This window comes from Nocardioides sp. Z30_9, assembly GCF_058215735.1.
The window spans coordinates 384891-400630 of sequence record NZ_JBZAJF010000001.1; the positions used below are offsets into that span (position 1 = coordinate 384891).

The following is a 15740-nucleotide window of genomic DNA, read 5'->3' on the forward strand; positions in this document are numbered from 1 at the left end:
AAGAGGAGCGCACCGTGAACGACGAAAGGTCATCGACCGCCGAGGCACCGGCCTCGGCGGACGACCTGGTGCCCACGCGGCACACACCGGCTCAACGCGTCCAGCACGTCCTGCACGGCAACCCGGCGCTGAGCCCACTCATCGTCCTGGTGCTCGGCGTGATCATCTTCGGCATCGTCGCCGACAACTTCCTGCGGCCGCAGGCGCTCTCGCTCCTGGTGCAGCAGGTGGCGGTCGTCGGCGCGCTGGCGGTGGGCCAGACGCTGATCATCCTCACGGCCGGGATCGACCTGTCGATCGGGATGGCGATGGTGCTCTCGTCGCTGGTGATGGTGAAGCTGAACGCCGACCAGGGGGTGCCCGGGCCGATCGCGCTGCTGATCGGGATCGGTGTCGCGATCCTCACCGGCCTGGTCAACGGGCTGCTGGTGACCCGGCTGAACCTGCCGCCGTTCATCGTGACCCTCGGGACCTTCTCGATCTTCACCGCGATCTCGCTGCTCTACGCCGCGGGCCAGACGATCGCGCTGCCGCCCGACGCCTTCCTGGTGTGGACGGGCGAGACGATCAGCATCGGCAACGTCAGCGTGACCTGGGGCGTGGTGCTGATGCTGGTGCTCTACGCCGTGGTCGGGTTCGCGCTGCGCAACACCGCCTGGGGCAGGCACCTCTACGCCACCGGCGACGACCGTGAGGCCTCCCGGCTCGCGGGCATCTCGACCGACCGGGTGCTCCTCAGCGCCTACGTCGTCGCCGGGGTGACCGTCGGCGTCGCCGCCTGGATCGTCTGTGGCCGGGTCGGTGGCGCCGACCCCAACGCCGGCCTGAACTACAACCTGCTGAGCATCACGGCGGTGGTGATCGGCGGCACCAGCCTGTTCGGCGGCCGCGGGCTGGTGATCGGCACGCTGATCGGCGCCCTGATCGTGCAGGTGTTCAACAGCGGTCTCGCCCTGGCCGGCGTCGACCCGAACTACCAGGTGCTGGCCACCGGGATCCTGGTGATCCTGGCGGTCTCGGTGGACCAGTGGATCAGAAGGGTGAAGGCATGACCGAGACCCGAGGAGCGACCCAGGCGGCCCGGAGCGCGGACCAGCCCATCCTGGAGGCGCAGGGGCTGGTGAAGCTGTTCGGCCGGGTGGTGGGCCTGCGCGGCGTCGACCTGCGCCTGTACCCCGGCGAGGTGCTGGCGGTGATCGGCGACAACGGCGCTGGCAAGTCGACGCTGATCAAGTGCCTGTCCGGCGCGATGGTCCCCGATCGCGGCACCCTGAAGGTCGAGGGCCGCGAGGTCGCCTTCCGGTCCACGCAGGAGGCTCGGGCTGCGGGGATCGAGACCGTCTACCAGACCCTCGCAGTCGCGCCGGCGCTCGACATCGCCAGCAACCTCTACCTCGCCCGCGAGATCCGGCGGAAGGGCTTCGCGGGGTCGGTGCTGCGGATGCTCGACCAGAAGGCGATGCGCCAGCACGCCTCCGACCACATCAAGAGCCTCGGCATCTCGACCCTGCAGAACATCAACCAAGCGGTGGAGACCCTCTCAGGCGGCCAGCGCCAGATCGTGGCAGTCGCTCGCACCGGCGCGTTCGGAAGCAAGATCGCCATCCTCGACGAGCCGACGGCCGCCCTCGGCGTACGCGAGACCGAGCAGGTGCTGCGGCTGGTGCGCGACCTGCGCGACCGGGGCCTCGGGGTGATCCTGATCAGCCACAACATGCCCAACGTGTTCGAGACCGCGGACCGGATCCACATCCAGCGCCTCGGCGGCCGAGCGGCCGTGATCACCCCCGAGTCGCACTCGATGCAGGACGCCGTGGCGATCATGACCGGGGCGATGACGGTGCCTGAGGACGAGCAGAGCGTGCGATGAGCCAGCTCGTCGGCACCATCGTGGTCGGCTACCTGCCCTCCCCCGAGGGCCAGGCCGCCTTCGAGTACGCCAAGCAGGCGGCCGTGGAGAGCGGTGCCCGGGTCGTGGTCGTGAACACCGGCCACCTCGGGGACAACTCGCACCCCAGCTATGCCAGCGGCCAGGACCTCGACGCGATCGAGGAGGAGCTCACCGGGGCGGGGGTCGAGCACGAGGTGCTCCAGCTCAACGACGCCAGGCCCGCCGCCGAGGTCCTCCTGGGCGCGGCGCTGCGCTCCTCCGCGGACCTGATCGTGCTCGGGCTGCGGCGGCGTACGCCGGTGGGCAAGCTGCTCCTCGGCAGCACGGCCCAGCACGTCCTGCTCGACGCGACCTGTCCCGTCCTCACCGTCAAGGCGGGCGGCTGATCAGCTGACGCTGATGCTCTCGCCGTCGACGGTGGCCGTCAGCTTGTCCAGCGGCTGCTCGGCCGGGCCGTCGATCACGGACCCGTCGGTGATCGAGAACTTGCTGCCGTGGCAGGTGCACTCGATCTCGTCGCCCTCGATCTTGGTCACCGGGCAGTTCTGGTGAGTGCAGATCGCGCTGAACGCCTTGAACTCGCCGTCGGTCGGCTGGGTCACCACGACCTTCTCGGCCTTGTAGATCTTGCCGCTGCCGACCGGGATCTCCGAGGTCTTGGCGATGCTGCCGCTGGAGGTGGTGCTGCTCCCCTGCCCGTCGGTGCCCCCGGACCCCGTGGACCCGCCGTCGTTCGAGTCCGAACCGCAGGCGGCCACCAGCGGAACGCCCACTCCGAGTCCGACGACCCCCGTGACCAGAGTCCGGCGCGAGGCCTTCCCTGTTGTCGCATCGCTGCTCTGTGACATCTGACCTCCAGATAGGTGTGGTTGTCGCTTCAACCTTACTTGCTGGAGGAAACCTTGCGGGCCTTTGCGCCCGCCCTGCTCTTCCTGGGCGCCGGCTGTGGGGTGCGCGCGGTGCCGGCCAGGAGCGGAGCGAGGAACTCGCCGGTGAAGCTGCCCTCGTGGGCCGCGACCTGCTCCGGGGTGCCGGTGGCGACCACGGTGCCGCCCTTGTTCCCTCCGGCGGGGCCCATGTCCACGACCCAGTCGGCGGTCTTGATCACGTCGAGGTTGTGCTCGATCACCAGGACGGTGTTGCCCTTGTCGACCAGGCTGGACAGCACGCCGAGCAGCTTGCGGATGTCCTCGAAGTGCAGGCCGGTCGTGGGCTCGTCGAGCACGTAGACGGTGCGTCCGGTGGACCGCTTCTGCAGCTCGCTGGCCAGCTTGACCCGCTGTGCCTCGCCGCCGGACAGGGTGGTGGCCGGCTGGCCGAGACGGACGTAGCCGAGGCCGACCTCGACGAGCGTGGTCAGGTGGCGCGAGATCGCCGGGATCGCGGCGAAGAACTCCACCGCCTCCTCGATCGGCATGTTCAGCACGTCGGCGACCGTCTTGCCCTTGTAGTGCACCTCGAGCGTCTCGCGGTTGTAGCGCGCGCCGTGGCAGACCTCGCACGGGACGTAGACGTCGGGCAGGAAGTTCATCTCGATCTTGAGCGTCCCGTCGCCGGAGCACGCCTCGCAGCGGCCGCCCTTGACGTTGAACGAGAACCGGCCCTGGAGGTAGCCACGCATCTTGGCCTCCGGGGTGGAGGCGAACAGCTTGCGGACGTGGTCCCAGACCCCGGTGTACGTCGCCGGGTTGGAGCGCGGCGTACGCCCGATCGGCGACTGGTCGACGTGGATCACCTTGTCCACGAGCTCGACGCCGGTGATCTTGCGGTGCCGTCCGGGGACGGTGCGGGCGTTGTAGATCTGCTTGGCAAGCGAGGTGTACAGGATGTCGTTGACCAGCGTGGACTTGCCGGACCCGGACACCCCGGTGACCGCGACGAAGCACCCCAGCGGGAACGCGACGTCGACGTTCTTCAGGTTGTTCTCGTGGGCGCCGTGGACCTTGAGCTCACGCCCCGGAGTCACCGGGCGGCGTACGTCGGGGACGGGAATCGACTTGCGGCCGGAGAGGTAGAGCCCGGTCTCGGAGTCGCGGTGCTTGAGCAGCTGCTTGACGGTGCCGGAGTGCACCACCTGGCCGCCGTGCTCGCCTGCCCCGGGCCCGATGTCGACGACCCAGTCGGCCGCCATGATCGTGTCCTCGTCGTGCTCGACCACGATCAGGGTGTTGCCGAGCTCCTTGAGCCGGACCAGGGTCTCGATCAGTCGCTTGTTGTCGCGCTGGTGCAGGCCGATCGAGGGCTCGTCGAGGACGTAGAGCACCCCGACGAGGCCGGCGCCGATCTGGGTGGCCAGCCGGATCCGCTGCGCCTCGCCGCCCGACAGGGTGGCCGAGGGACGGTCGAGCGAGAGGTAGTCCAGGCCGACGTCGAGCAGGAACCGGAGCCGCTCCTGGATCTCCTTGAGCACCCGGTCGGCGATCTGGCGCTCCCGGTAGGACAGCTCCACGCCGTTGAGGTAGGCCGAGGCCTCGTCGATCGGGAGGCGGCACACCTCGGCGATGTTGAGCCCGCCGGCGTCCTTGTCCCCCAGGGTGACCGCCATCGAGACGGGCTTGAGGCGGGTGCCGTGGCAGACCGGGCAGGGCACCTCGCGCATGAACTCCTCGAAGCGGTCCCTGCTGGTGTCGGTCTCCGCCTCGCGGTGGCGGCGCTCGATGTAGGGGCGGACGCCCTCGAACGCGGTGTAGTAGGACCGCTTGCGGCCGTAGCGGTTGGTGTGCTGGACGTGCACCTTGGTCGAGTGGCCCTCGAGGATCGCCTTGCGCGCCTTCGCGGGGAGGTCCTCCCAGGGCGTGTTCAGGTCGAAGCCGAGCTCGTCGCCGAGCGCCCCGAGGAGCCGGATGAAGTAGTCCCGGACGTGTGCGCCCGACCACGGACCGATGGCGCCCTCGCCGAGGGTGGCGCCGGGGTCGGAGATCACCAGCTCGGGGTCCAGCTCGAGTCGGGTGCCGATGCCGTGGCACTCGGGGCAGGCACCGAAGGGCGAGTTGAACGAGAACGAGCGCGGCTCGAGCTCGTCGGTCTCGATGTCGTGCTCGTTGGGGCACGACATCTTCTCGGAGAACCGCATCTCCTTCTGGGGGTCCTTGTCGTCGAGGTCGACGAAGTCCAGGATCACCAGGCCGGAGGCGAGGTTGAGGGCGGTCTCGATGGAGTCGGTGAGCCGGCGCTTGGAGGACGCCTTGGCCGAGAGCCGGTCGACGACCACCTCGATGGTGTGCTTCTTCTGCTTCTCCAGCTTCGGCGGGCCGTCGATCATGTCGGCGAGCTGCACGGTCTCGCCGTTCACGCGGGCGCGGCTGAAGCCCTGGGACTGCAGGCTGCGGAACAGCTCGACGTACTCGCCCTTGCGGCCGCGGATCACCGGGGCGAGGACCTGGAACCGGGTGCCCTCCTCGAGCTGGAGAACCCGGTCGACGATCTGCTGCGGGGTCTGCCGCTCGATCGGGGCGCCGCAGACGGGGCAGTGCGGGCGGCCAGCGCGGGCGTAGAGCAGGCGGAGGTAGTCGTAGACCTCGGTGATCGTGCCGACGGTCGAGCGGGGGTTCTTCGAGGTGGACTTCTGGTCGATGGAGACCGCAGGGCTCAGGCCCTCGATGAAGTCCACGTCGGGCTTGTCCATCTGGCCGAGGAACTGGCGGGCGTACGCCGAGAGCGACTCGACGTAGCGGCGCTGGCCCTCGGCGAAGATCGTGTCGAAGGCGAGGCTGGACTTGCCCGAGCCGGAGAGGCCGGTGAAGACGATCAGCGAGTCGCGAGGCAGATCGAGGGAGACGTCCTTGAGGTTGTGCTCACGCGCACCCCGAATGACCAGTTGATCCGTCACGAAATGAGACCCCTGTTGTGGATACGAGTTGTTCGAACAAGTGTTCGCCATCCTAGCGGAGATGGCAAGCCGTGGAGCGGGTGGCCAGAGCACCGGGAATACCCAGCATCTAGGCTGCTCAACCGTGTCCTCCCTCATTCGCTACATCGACCGCGCCGCCGTCTCGGCCGTCGCCGTGGGCTGTGTACCCGCCCTGGCTGCCGCCCTGACCGGCCACCGCCGCACCGCGGGAGCACTGACGGCCCTGCCGGTGGCGCTGGCTGCGTTCTTCCGCGACCCCGACCGTACGCCGGACCGCGAAGCCGTCGACGCCGACCTCGTGGTGGCGCCCGCCGACGGCCTGGTGATGTACGCCGGGCCGGGCCAGGTCGGGGTCGCGCCCGCCGGCCAGTGGCAGCAGATCAGCATCTTCTTGTCGGTCTTCGACGTGCACATCAACCGGACGCCCTACAGCGGCCGGGTCGAGGAAGTGACCTATCGCCCCGGCAAGTGGCACGCGGCCTACCGCTTCGAGAGCGCCACCGAGAACGAGCGCAGCGAGATCACCCTGGTCGACACCGTGGCCGGTGAGGAGCGCCGGGTGGTGTTCCGGCAGATCGTGGGCCTGGTGGCGCGCCGGGTGGTCACCCGGGTGCAGGCCGGCGACGTGCTGCGGACCGGCGAGCGCATCGGGCTGATGAAGTTCGGCTCGCGGATGGACGTCTTCGTCCCGCCCGGCGTCGAGCTGGTGGCACAGAAGGGTGACCGCACCGTCGCGGGCGAGACCGTGATCGCACGGTGGTCCTCCCCCGATCGCGGGAGCACCCCCTGAGCCGCGCTGCGGATAAGCCCAACCGCCGGCTGCTCGACCGCTGGCGGTTGCAGTCCCCCTCGGGCGCCGAGGTCGTCTCGCTGCGGCAGCTGAACCCCAAGGAGCGGTTGCGGGTCACCGCACCCAGCATGTTCACCACCGGGAACATGGCCTGCGGGTTCTCGGCGATCCTGCTGGCGTTCGCCGACGAGTTCCACTGGGCCGCGATCATGCTGGCCGGGTCGATCGTGCTCGACATCGCCGACGGCGCCGTGGCGCGTCTCGTCGGAGCAACCTCCCCGTTCGGCGTACAGCTCGACTCGCTCGCCGACCTGGTCTCCTTCGGCCTGGCCCCGGCCGTGCTGGTGCACACGTGGGCGCTGCCGGAGAACCCGGTGATCGCCTGGCTGTCCGCGTTCTTCTGGCTGGCGTGCGCGGCGTTCCGGCTGGCCCGGTTCAACGTCACCGTGAACCCGATGGCGGACAAGAAGTACTTCGTCGGGCTGCCCAGCCCGGGCGCGACCCTGGTGGTGATCGCCACCATCCTGGGGCTCGGGACCCCCGAGCACGGCCCGTGGATGCTGGTCCCGGTGGCCGTGAGCATCATCCCGGCGTTGCTGATGATCACCACCGTCCGGTTCCGGTCGTTCCGCGGCCTGCTCGCCCCCGACACGCGCCAGGCTCGCGTGGTCACCACCGTCCTGGGCGCCGCGCTGGTGGTGGGCCTGGCGGTGGACGCCGCGACCACCGGGCTGGTGGTCGCATGCGCCTACCTGCTCACCGCGCCGCTCGGAGTGTGCACCGCGCCCCTGCGGGCCCGGGTCTTCGGGCCCCAGTCGGTGGCCCCGCCGCGCACCAGGCTGCAGTCGGTGTTCCTGCCGATCGTCGACGACGTCGAGACGGAACCCCTCTAGCCCCTAGCCTGTGGGCCCATGGACGACCGACCCGCGCTCGCGGCAGCACTCGACCTGGCACCGCACCCGGAGGGCGGGTGGTTCCGGCAGTCCTGGGCGGCGCCGGAGACCGTCGTACTCCCCGACGGGCGCGCCCGGCCCACCGCCACCCTGATCCACTTCCTGCTGCCCGCCGGCGAGTGCTCCGCGTGGCACCGGGTCGCCTCCGACGAGATCTGGCTCGCCCACCTCGGGAGCGTCACGCTCGAGCTGGGTGGCTCCGGCCCCACACCGTCTCCGGAGTCCTCGACCACCGTGGGCACCGACCACGCCGCCGGACAGCAGACCCAGGCGCTGGTGCCCGCCGGCGTCTGGCAGCGCACCCTGCCGGGGGTTGACGACGCGTTGGTGAGCTGCCTCGTCTCCCCGGGCTTCGACTTCGCCGACTTCGAGCTCGCCCTAGGCTGACCCCCATGGCAGCGAGCATCGGCGACAGCGGTCCCTACTCCGGCGAGGTCTCCCCCGGCGGTCCCCCCGACACCCGCGAGCTCGCGGGCCTGATCATCTCCAAGCTGGCGGTGGACCCGGACATGTCCAACAACTGCTACCTGCTGCGCTGCCGCGCCACCGACGAGCAGGTGCTCATCGACGCGGCCGCGGAGCCGGAGCGGCTGCGCACTCTGATCGGCGACGGCGGGCTGAGCAAGGTGATCACCACCCACCAGCACTGGGACCACCACCGCGCCCTGGCCGACGTCGTCGCCGCGACCGGCGCCGTCGTGGTGGCCGGCGAGCCCGACTCGGACGCGATCACCGAGCAGACCGGCGTCACGGTCGACGACCGGGTCCAGCACGGTGACACGATCGAGTTCGGCGACTGCCGCCTCGAGGTGATCCACCTCGTCGGGCACACTCCCGGCTCGATCGCGCTGCTGTACGACGACCCCGAGGGCACCCCGCACCTGTGGACCGGCGACAGCCTCTTCCCCGGTGGGGTGGGCAACACCTTCGGCGACGCCGAGGCGTTCCAGACCCTCGTCGAGGAGGTCAGCACCAAGGTCTTCGACCGGCTCCCCGACGAGACCTGGTTCTACCCCGGCCACGGCAACGACTCCGTCCTCGGCAACGAGCGGCCCCACCTCGAGGAGTGGCGCGAGCGCGGCTGGTAGGGCGCCCGACACCAGGGCATCCGGCAGGAACAGGGCGCGAGCGGGCAGCGGCGAACATCGTTGTATCGTGTCACGTTACGCGATACAGTGTGAGAGTGATCGTGAGCTTCCGGCACAAGGGGCTTGAGAAGTTGTACCGCGACGGTGTGAAGAAGGGCGTCCAAGCCGACCACGTCCCGAAGCTGCTCCGAATCCTTTCGGCTCTGGACGTGGCCCAAAGCCTCGACGACCTGGCGATCCCATCGTTCCGGACCCACAGGCTCAAGGGCGACTTGTCCGGGCACTACTCGATGTGGGTGAACGGGAACTGGCGGATCACATTCCGGTTCATCGAATCGGATGTCGAACTGGTCGACTATCAGGATTACCACTGAACAGGAAGGAGAGGCCCATGATGAAGAACCCCGTCCACCCCGGCGAGATCCTGCGTGAGGACGTGCTCGCCGACATCGGCCTCAGCGTCAGCGAGGCCGCCTCACGGCTCGGCATCTCCCGTGTGACGTTGAGCCGCGTGCTGCACGGTCATGCCCGGATCAGCTCCAACCTCGCCGTCCGCCTCGAAGAGGCCGGCGTGGGAACCGCACGCGCCTGGCTCGCCATGCAGGCGGCCTACGACCTCGCCACCGAGCGGGCCGCTGGCACTCCCAAGGTCCGCCGCCTGCAACCAGTCGCCTAGCTCGAGGCCGGCAACCCAGATCATCGACGCCGCCACCATGGCGGGCTCACGACGAGGATGCACTCCAGCGACCGCGCGGGATCGCGGCAGATGAGTGCGTTCTTGCAAGACCCGTGCGTAGCGCCTCGATTTGAATAACACTTTTGGTGTGCGCCTCGATGAGCCTCTGCCGTTCCACGGATACGTGGTGTGGCTGACGCCAGAACAGGGTGGGCGGGAATCCGGTCCACCACCGACCCCAGCCGACAAGGACTACGCCGCAACGGGCTTCGTTCCACCGGCGACAGTCGACTCGGGGCTTGCATCGGTGGTGCTCCGCGTGCGGGACCGTGCAGCGTGGCGGTCCGAGGCGGATGCCCAGTGGCTGCTCGAGGACAACGTGCCTCCGCAGCGCGTGGGCGAAGGCGGCGTCATCGTCGTTACCGAGGGTCGCCGAATCACGGCGTACTTTCACGTGGAGTCCATAGACGCTGTCTGACGACTCACCGGTTACAGACCATCCGACATCGGCATGACCGCGCGGATCGCGGCATGTCAGGACGTTCTATCGAGGGTCGCGCCAAGAGTCGCCGTCTCGCTCGAACAACGTCCCTACAGCGTCGGAGGACTCCACCACCCACTCTTCGACGAAACCTGCGGCGGGCTTCTCTGGACGGTCGAGCCACCTCGTGGCCGCCACTCGCAGAGTGGCGTGTGCGTCGGCGATGGGGGTCTTGCCCGTCGCGTACAGGTCAGCGAGTTCGGACCATGCGACGTAAACGACGCCCGTGTGCGGGAAGTCCCACGACCCTCCGGGCGACGTGTCGGTCAGGAGCCCGCGCACCGCGTTCGCTCGTTGATAGGCCCCCCAAGGGTCATCGACTGCCAACAACTCTCGTACCAGGGGGTCGATGAACCCGGAGAAGAAATCCCACTCGCGTTGTGCGCTCTCCGCTGGCCTGGTCACCCGTGCACCCTAAGGTGCCCACCAGACTCACTGGTGCTCCAGAAGCAAACGTCCGGCTCTCGGCATGACGTTCACGGATCGCGGCAGATCCGCGCTGCCGCTGCCAGACTCACGGCATGGGTCTTACAGGAGTCATCGCCGAGGTCAAGGAAGTCAGCTACCACTGGTGGCAGGGCTCTGCGCCCGACCCAGGGGCGACACATTTCGGGGTCGAGGCGCAAGTGTTCATCGGCTCAGCGGACCGCGAAGAAGCGGACTCCTTCGACTGCATCGTGTGTTCTCCCAGCATGTTCACTGAGCGATTCAGCGTCGCTCAGTGGGGCACCGGGTTCGCCGACGACGTTCTACCGGGCGGGGATGTGCTGCCCGTTCACGGGGTATGGCTCATGAAGGCGTGGTCACCGGTGACCTTCGAGTCTGCCGTTGACCGGCTGGCCACCGCGATGAGTCCAGGTCCTGACTGGCAGACCGTTGCAGCCCGCATCGGGCGACACCTGCCATGGGAGTACGACTACAAGCACGATGAGGAACTGAACCAACGGGTCGGCCTGCCGAGGCTTCAACGCTCGTTCTGGCACGACGAGTACCGGGCGTAGCAACGCCCGCTCATCGCCATGACCGCGCGGATCGCGGCAGATCCGGACGACCCACTAGATATCCGAATCTCACCGTCTGGGGCGCCGGGTCTACCTAGCAAGAGAGATACTTCAGACGTGACGCTGACGCGGCCCCCGCAACGATCGCTTGTGAGCCGCCTTTGGCCGCGTTCCTGGATCATCTACCTGGTTTGTGGCCTCGCGCACCTAGCGACGTACTGGAGTGGCGGGTCGCCACTGTGGATGGCTCTGGTTTGGCTGGCCGGTGCTGCCGTACTTTTCGTACGGGAGCGGTTCGAAGCGCGATCAGGCTCAGAACACAATCCGACCGACGCCTGATCTACTTCCCCCGTTGCGGACTACCGCGCGGATCGCGGCAGATGAGTGCGTTACCCCTGGAGACGCGGAGCAACGCGTTCTCAGCGCAAGTTCCTGACAATCTCGATATGCCTCTCGGGCATGGGGGCGAAACCCAAGGCCGCTCGGATGTGGCGGGAAAAGGCCGCCCGGGCTACACACAGACGCATGCTGAGTACGGAGTGAACAAGGCTGGCCTCAACGAAAGTTGCGCAGCACCCAACTACGCCTCGATCCAACTGGACGGGTGCTCCTCCATCCACCGCTCGCCCCGACCGCTCGGGCCCGTCGTCAGTACCATCCGACGCGCTGGGAGTGTCCCCACGCGCCCTGGGGGTTGTCGTAGCGCGCCGCGATGTAGGCCAGCCCCCAGGTGATCTGGGTCTCCGCGTTGGTGCGCCAGTCGGGAGCGACGTCCGCCATCTTCGAGCCCGGCAGCGACTGCGGGATGCCATAGGCACCTGAGGAGGCGTTCTCGGCCAGGTGGTTCCAGCCGGACTCGCGCTGCCACAACGCGTCAAGGTACTGCCACTGGTCGGCCGCAAAACCGAACTGGAGCATCAAGCGATGTCCGAGCCCGCGGTTGGAGTCGGGGTCGACGTCGGTGGGCAGCACCTCGGGAGAGGCGCTGGCCATGGACGCGGCGATGCGCTCCGCGCGCCTGGCCAGCTGCTCCATGATGACGCGGTGCGGCACGCTGGCGGCGGCGCCGGTGCGCTTGACCGGAGCCTTCGTCCTCGTCGGGGTCGGTGCCTCGGTGGTCTGCGTCGCAACCGGTTCTTGGGACAGGGTCCGCGTCGGCTCGGCCGCTGCGCAACCAGCGGTCAGTAGCGCGACGATCAGTAGCGCGACGATCGTCGCGGCTGGCCGCCTGGGAACCCCTCGATACCTGCCGGAGTGTTGGCGCCGATGCCATACTCGCCACTCCGTGCTTGCGTTCACCGGCACAGCGTGGCATGGGGCCGTTGATCTGCGCACCGAACATTCCGGATCTCGACATGTCCGGACGTCTGGCCGAGGCGCTCACCAGGTCGTTTCCGGGTGTCGGCGGGGCTGACCTCATTGCTGGGTTGGTTGTGCCACGGACGTTTCCACATCCCGCCGGGCGGGGGCGTCGGAAGTGCATCGTGGTGTTGCAGGACGCTCACTCGGTCAGCGGGAACGAGTGGTGCTCGTGCGCGACGACCCAACGGTCGCCCTTCCGCCGCAGGCCCAGGGTCAGCCGCAGCCGGCGGTCCGGCGCCGCCGCCAGGCCCTCGGGGGTGTCGCACCGGAGCAGCGCGTGCGCGAACGCTACGTCCTCCCCCGCAGTGACCTCGAGCGAGTCGATCTCGAAGACGGCACCCTGCTGCTGCCAACCGAAGAAGGCCGGCCACACGTCACGGTACGCAGCCAGCCCGCGGACGCCCGGGTCCGGTGGGGGTACGTCGAACATCACGATGTCCTCGGCATGGTCAGCGAGGACACCGTCGAGGTCTCCGGCATGGACCGCGGCGGCCCAGCGTCGCACCAGCTCCTCGATCCGGTCCTCGTCCCTCATTCAGCTCTCCACGGGTTCCCGGAAACCTGAGACAACCTCGGCGAGCAGCCACACCACCGCCGACGGGACGGACACCAGCAAGCACGACACGAACACCCAGCCCAGGATGTCGACGGTGAAGATCGGCACGACGAACAACAGCACCAGCATCACCAGCATGGTGACTGCGCAGATCTCGAACACCATCAACGCCCACCGGCCGACGACGGACTTCGTCAGGGCGTGCCGGCTCTGCATGTTGCGGCGGCCGACGACGACGAGCAGTACTCCCTGGGCGGCCGCACAGACCGTGATCGCGGCGAGGGCTGCCGTCTCCAGGCCGCGGCCCAACGTCGTCTCGGAGGACCGCCCCGGAAGCAAGGCGTCCGCGAGCAGGTAGACCAGCATCAGCACCAGGAACGCGAAGAACGCCCAGGAGCGCACCGTCGCGGCGTGGCTCGCGACGCGGTTCCGGCTCACCGGGCTGGTCATGACCTCACCTTGGCACATTCAGCCGCTGTAGGTGATCCGGATCTTCTCGCTCGCCGGCAGCGACTGGCAGACCAGGCGGATGCCGTCGGAGAGGTCCTCCTTGTCGAGCACCTCGTTGTTCTTCATCCGAACCTCGCCCTCGAGGACCACGCAGGCACACGCGCTGCAGTTGCCCTCGCGGCAGGAGAACGGGGCGTCGAGCCCCTTCTCCTCCAGGAAGTCGAGCAGGGGCTTGTCGCCCTGCCAGTCGTCGAAGGAGTAGTCCTGGCCGTCGAGCTCGACCTCGACCGCGATCGGTCCCGTGACCGGCTGCTCGTCGTCGTCCTCGTGGTCGTCCGCGTCGGCCAGGGTCTTGGCCGCCGCCTGCATCTCCTCCACGTCACCGAACGGGTTGCCGCCCAGCGAGACGAACTTCTCCTGGTGGCGCCGGTCGCGCGGGAAGCCGAGCTCCTTGAGGCTGCTCACCACCGACTTCATGAACGGCGGCGGGCCGCAGACGAAAGCGGTGTGGCTGGAGAAGTACGCCGCGAACGCCTTCAGCTGGTCGGGCTCGGGAAGCCCTTGCACCGACTCCAGCCAGTGCACGACGACGAACCGCTCGCCGTACTCCCGGCCGAGCTCGGCGAGCTCCTCGGCGAAGATCACCGACTTCTCGTCGCGGTTGGCGTAGAACAGGACGACCTTGCCCTGGCCCTTCTCCAGCGCGCTGCGCGCGATCGACATCACCGGGGTGATCCCGGACCCGCCGGCGAACAGCAGCAGGTCGGAGTCGAGCTCGCGCGGGGTGAAGATGCCGCTGGGCGGGAGCACCCGCAGCGAGTCACCCACCCGGACGTTGTCGCAGATCCAGTTCGACGCGTAGCCGTCGGCCGTGCGCTTCACCGTGATCTGGTGGCGCCCCGAGTGCGGCGCCGAGGACAGCGAGTAGCACCGCGCCGCCAGCCCGGTCTGCTCACTGGGTACGGCGACCGTCAGGAACTGTCCCGGTGTGTAGGTGAACTGCTCGGCCAGCTCCTCGGGCACCTCGAAGACGATGGAGTGCGCGTCCGCGGTCTCCTCCACGACATCGAGCACCTTCAGGACGAAGGACTCAGTAGCCATCCTCTGCTCCGATCTCGAGCTCACCCTCGGCCACTGCGCGGTCGATCGAGGAGCTCAAGCGAGAGCATGAGGCATAGACGTGGCGGCCTCCCGGCTGCCCCTCCATCTTGCGGAACTCCGCGCACTGCGAGAGCGCGCCGGCGTGCCACTGGATGGAGGTGTGGTGCTCGCTGTTCTTCTTCACGCCGACCTTGGCGAGGCAGTCCAGGCAGGCCACCTCGGTCAGGCGCGCCTGGGTGTAGAGCCGCTGGTCCTCCAGGGTCTCCTGGTTGGTGGGGGCGAACGAGACCATCAGACCCCGCCGGCAGCGGTCGGCGCGTCCACCTTCTCCTGGGCGTCCTCCGAGGTCCCTTCCTCCGCGGCCCGCTTCTGGAGGTTCTCGGAGACCTCGGCGCGCCAGAACTCGTTGGCCTTGGTGGTGTCGACCTCGAACTCGAAGCGCTCGGCCATCTCCGGGGTGACGTCGGCCTTGTCGACGTAGAACTGCTCGTACCAGCGGCGCAGCTGGTAGACCGGCCCGTCCTCCTCGCACAGCAGCGGGTTCTGCACCGGGGCCTTGTTCAGCCAGATGTGCACGTCCTGCATGAAGCCGTCACCGAACATCTGGGTGTACTTCTTGCCGATGTAGTCGGTGGTCTTCGCGTCCATCCCCTCGGGCTTGAGCACCTTCAGGCCGTACTGCAGCACGAAGGAGTTGTCGCCCGTGGGGATGTGGCAGTTGACCAGGACCACGTCGGTCACGAAGCCCTTGTAGTCGTTCTTGATCCAGTTGACCATGAACGACGGTCCGAAGTACGTCGCCTCCGACTTCAGCACGAGGTCCTCGTCGCCGTACCCCTCGCCGGCCATGTCCGGACGGCCGGTGGACTCCATGAACTGGGTGGCCATGTGGCCCTCGAAGACGTTGCGGAAGCTCGTCGGGAACGCGAAGTGGATGTAGAAGAAGTGCGCCATGTCCACGACGTTGTCGACGATCTCGCGGCAGTGGGCGCCGGGCACGTCGAGGGTGTTCCAGCTCCAGTCCGTGTAGACCTCGGGGTCCAGGATCCGGTCGAGCTCGGGAGGCAGCAGGTCGTGGTCGGCGGCGCTGCCCTCGACGTCGTGCCAGATCATCAGCAGACCGTTGCGCTCGACGGTCTCGTACTTCTGGGTGCGGGCGCGGAGCGGGATCCGGCGCGCGTAGGGGATCGCCTTGCACTTGCCGTCACCGCCCCAGCGCCAGTCGTGGAACGGGCAGGCGATCTCGTCGCCCTTGACACTCCCCTGGGTGAGGTCGCCGCCCATGTGGCGGCAGTAGCCGTCGAGCACGTTGAGCTTGCCGTCGGTCGCAGCCCACACCACGAGCTTGCCGCCGAAGGCCTGCACCGCGTGCGGCTTGCCGTCCCGGAACTGGTCCACGGGCCCGAGGCAGTGCCAGCCACGCGCGAACCGCTCAGGCGGCTTGCCCTTGTCGAGGTATCGGGTCTCGCTCATCGGGGGTG

The 15740-nt window shown here is 68.4% G+C and carries 20 protein-coding genes; 11 read left to right on the forward strand and 9 right to left on the reverse strand.

Annotated features, from left to right (window positions below; translation table 11 throughout):
* The first annotated feature begins 14 nt into the window (after positions 1 to 14).
* From AC4BGB_RS01925 to AC4BGB_RS01935, 3 genes are read left to right on the forward strand one after another with little or no spacing between them, the layout of a single operon-like run.
* Positions 15 to 1052, forward strand: a complete 1038-nt coding sequence (locus AC4BGB_RS01925) for an ABC transporter permease (protein ID WP_490544277.1) — start codon at positions 15 to 17, stop codon at positions 1050 to 1052.
* Entirely contained in the window at positions 1049 to 1870 is an 822-nt protein-coding gene (locus AC4BGB_RS01930; protein WP_490544278.1) for an ATP-binding cassette domain-containing protein, read from the forward strand. The genes AC4BGB_RS01925 and AC4BGB_RS01930 overlap by 4 nt, the downstream gene beginning before the upstream one ends.
* On the forward strand, positions 1867 to 2277 hold the full coding sequence (locus tag AC4BGB_RS01935) for a universal stress protein (RefSeq protein ID WP_490544279.1): 411 nt from the start codon (positions 1867 to 1869) through the stop codon (positions 2275 to 2277). The genes AC4BGB_RS01930 and AC4BGB_RS01935 overlap by 4 nt, the downstream gene beginning before the upstream one ends.
* Here AC4BGB_RS01935 and AC4BGB_RS01940 read toward each other — a convergent pair whose 3' ends face one another.
* Positions 2278 to 2739: a Rieske (2Fe-2S) protein gene (locus AC4BGB_RS01940; RefSeq protein ID WP_490544280.1), complete on the reverse strand. Its 462-nt coding sequence runs from the start codon at positions 2737 to 2739 to the stop codon at positions 2278 to 2280.
* A 35-nt stretch (positions 2740 to 2774) separates the two neighbouring features.
* Entirely contained in the window at positions 2775 to 5720 is a 2946-nt protein-coding gene (gene uvrA / locus AC4BGB_RS01945; RefSeq protein WP_490544281.1) for an excinuclease ABC subunit UvrA, read from the reverse strand.
* A 124-nt stretch (positions 5721 to 5844) separates the two neighbouring features.
* Here uvrA and AC4BGB_RS01950 point away from each other — a divergent pair, with 124 nt between their 5' ends.
* The 7 genes from AC4BGB_RS01950 (at position 5845) to AC4BGB_RS01980 (ending at position 9726) form a co-directional block, all read left to right on the forward strand.
* Entirely contained in the window at positions 5845 to 6531 is a 687-nt protein-coding gene (locus tag AC4BGB_RS01950; RefSeq protein WP_490544282.1) for a phosphatidylserine decarboxylase, read from the forward strand.
* Positions 6498 to 7424: a CDP-diacylglycerol--serine O-phosphatidyltransferase gene (gene pssA / locus AC4BGB_RS01955; RefSeq protein WP_490544283.1), complete on the forward strand. Its 927-nt coding sequence runs from the start codon at positions 6498 to 6500 to the stop codon at positions 7422 to 7424. Before AC4BGB_RS01950 ends, pssA begins: the two co-directional genes overlap by 34 nt.
* Positions 7425 to 7442: 18 nt before the next feature.
* Positions 7443 to 7871, forward strand: a complete 429-nt coding sequence (locus AC4BGB_RS01960; RefSeq protein WP_490544284.1) for a cupin domain-containing protein — start codon at positions 7443 to 7445, stop codon at positions 7869 to 7871.
* Positions 7872 to 7876: 5 nt separating this feature from the next.
* A complete protein-coding gene (locus AC4BGB_RS01965) occupies positions 7877 to 8572 on the forward strand; it encodes an MBL fold metallo-hydrolase (RefSeq protein WP_490544285.1) in 696 nt (231 codons plus the stop codon).
* A gap of 95 nt (positions 8573 to 8667) precedes the next feature.
* The gene (locus AC4BGB_RS01970) at positions 8668 to 8946 is read left to right on the forward strand and encodes a type II toxin-antitoxin system RelE/ParE family toxin (RefSeq protein WP_490544286.1); all 279 of its coding nucleotides are present in this window, start codon (positions 8668 to 8670) and stop codon (positions 8944 to 8946) included.
* Between the two features lie 17 nt (positions 8947 to 8963).
* Complete coding sequence (locus AC4BGB_RS01975; protein WP_490544287.1) at positions 8964 to 9248, forward strand: HigA family addiction module antitoxin; 285 nt, start codon at positions 8964 to 8966, stop codon at positions 9246 to 9248.
* A gap of 148 nt (positions 9249 to 9396) precedes the next feature.
* Entirely contained in the window at positions 9397 to 9726 is a 330-nt protein-coding gene (locus tag AC4BGB_RS01980; RefSeq protein ID WP_490544288.1) for a hypothetical protein, read from the forward strand.
* 66 nt (positions 9727 to 9792) lie between these two features.
* On the opposite strand, the gene AC4BGB_RS01985 is transcribed toward AC4BGB_RS01980, so the two are convergent.
* On the reverse strand, positions 9793 to 10194 hold the full coding sequence (locus tag AC4BGB_RS01985) for a hypothetical protein (protein ID WP_490544289.1): 402 nt from the start codon (positions 10192 to 10194) through the stop codon (positions 9793 to 9795).
* Positions 10195 to 10310: 116 nt separating this feature from the next.
* Between AC4BGB_RS01985 and AC4BGB_RS01990 the strand changes: the two genes are divergently transcribed.
* Entirely contained in the window at positions 10311 to 10790 is a 480-nt protein-coding gene (locus AC4BGB_RS01990; RefSeq protein WP_490544290.1) for an Imm8 family immunity protein, read from the forward strand.
* A 648-nt stretch (positions 10791 to 11438) separates the two neighbouring features.
* Here AC4BGB_RS01990 and AC4BGB_RS01995 read toward each other — a convergent pair.
* The 6 genes from AC4BGB_RS01995 to AC4BGB_RS02020 form a co-directional block, all read right to left on the reverse strand.
* Positions 11439 to 11825 (reverse strand): aggregation-promoting factor C-terminal-like domain-containing protein, encoded by a 387-nt coding sequence (locus AC4BGB_RS01995; RefSeq protein ID WP_490544291.1) that lies wholly within the window; start codon positions 11823 to 11825, stop codon positions 11439 to 11441.
* Between the two features lie 466 nt (positions 11826 to 12291).
* Complete coding sequence (locus AC4BGB_RS02000) at positions 12292 to 12687, reverse strand: YybH family protein (RefSeq protein ID WP_490544292.1); 396 nt, start codon at positions 12685 to 12687, stop codon at positions 12292 to 12294.
* Positions 12688 to 13158 (reverse strand): hypothetical protein, encoded by a 471-nt coding sequence (locus AC4BGB_RS02005; RefSeq protein WP_490544293.1) that lies wholly within the window; start codon positions 13156 to 13158, stop codon positions 12688 to 12690.
* An 18-nt stretch (positions 13159 to 13176) separates the two neighbouring features.
* Positions 13177 to 14259, reverse strand: coding sequence for a 2Fe-2S iron-sulfur cluster-binding protein (locus AC4BGB_RS02010; RefSeq protein WP_490544294.1), 1083 nt, complete (start codon positions 14257 to 14259; stop codon positions 13177 to 13179).
* Entirely contained in the window at positions 14249 to 14551 is a 303-nt protein-coding gene (locus AC4BGB_RS02015; RefSeq protein ID WP_490544295.1) for a hypothetical protein, read from the reverse strand. Before AC4BGB_RS02015 ends, AC4BGB_RS02010 begins: the two co-directional genes overlap by 11 nt.
* Positions 14551 to 15732: a 3-ketosteroid-9-alpha-monooxygenase, oxygenase component gene (locus AC4BGB_RS02020; protein ID WP_490544296.1), complete on the reverse strand. Its 1182-nt coding sequence runs from the start codon at positions 15730 to 15732 to the stop codon at positions 14551 to 14553. The genes AC4BGB_RS02015 and AC4BGB_RS02020 overlap by 1 nt, the downstream gene beginning before the upstream one ends.
* Positions 15733 to 15740: the final 8 nt, after the last annotated feature.

Excerpts from the sequence above, each read along its gene's own strand:
- AC4BGB_RS02005 (WP_490544293.1), bottom strand. The coding sequence starts at position 13,158 with ATGACCAGCCCGGTGAGCCGGAACCGCGTCGCGAGCCACGCCGCGACG.
- AC4BGB_RS01990 (WP_490544290.1), top strand. The coding sequence starts at position 10,311 with ATGGGTCTTACAGGAGTCATCGCCGAGGTCAAGGAAGTCAGCTACCAC.
- AC4BGB_RS01975 (WP_490544287.1), top strand. The coding sequence starts at position 8,964 with ATGATGAAGAACCCCGTCCACCCCGGCGAGATCCTGCGTGAGGACGTG.
- AC4BGB_RS01965 (WP_490544285.1), top strand. The coding sequence starts at position 7,877 with ATGGCAGCGAGCATCGGCGACAGCGGTCCCTACTCCGGCGAGGTCTCC.
- AC4BGB_RS01995 (WP_490544291.1), bottom strand. The coding sequence starts at position 11,825 with ATGGAGCAGCTGGCCAGGCGCGCGGAGCGCATCGCCGCGTCCATGGCC.
- AC4BGB_RS01935 (WP_490544279.1), top strand. The coding sequence starts at position 1,867 with ATGAGCCAGCTCGTCGGCACCATCGTGGTCGGCTACCTGCCCTCCCCC.
- AC4BGB_RS01940 (WP_490544280.1), bottom strand. The coding sequence starts at position 2,739 with ATGTCACAGAGCAGCGATGCGACAACAGGGAAGGCCTCGCGCCGGACT.
- AC4BGB_RS02010 (WP_490544294.1), bottom strand. The coding sequence starts at position 14,259 with ATGGCTACTGAGTCCTTCGTCCTGAAGGTGCTCGATGTCGTGGAGGAG.
- AC4BGB_RS02015 (WP_490544295.1), bottom strand. The coding sequence starts at position 14,551 with ATGGTCTCGTTCGCCCCCACCAACCAGGAGACCCTGGAGGACCAGCGG.
- AC4BGB_RS01930 (WP_490544278.1), top strand. The coding sequence starts at position 1,049 with ATGACCGAGACCCGAGGAGCGACCCAGGCGGCCCGGAGCGCGGACCAG.
- AC4BGB_RS02020 (WP_490544296.1), bottom strand. The coding sequence starts at position 15,732 with ATGAGCGAGACCCGATACCTCGACAAGGGCAAGCCGCCTGAGCGGTTC.
- AC4BGB_RS02000 (WP_490544292.1), bottom strand. The coding sequence starts at position 12,687 with ATGAGGGACGAGGACCGGATCGAGGAGCTGGTGCGACGCTGGGCCGCC.
- AC4BGB_RS01960 (WP_490544284.1), top strand. The coding sequence starts at position 7,443 with ATGGACGACCGACCCGCGCTCGCGGCAGCACTCGACCTGGCACCGCAC.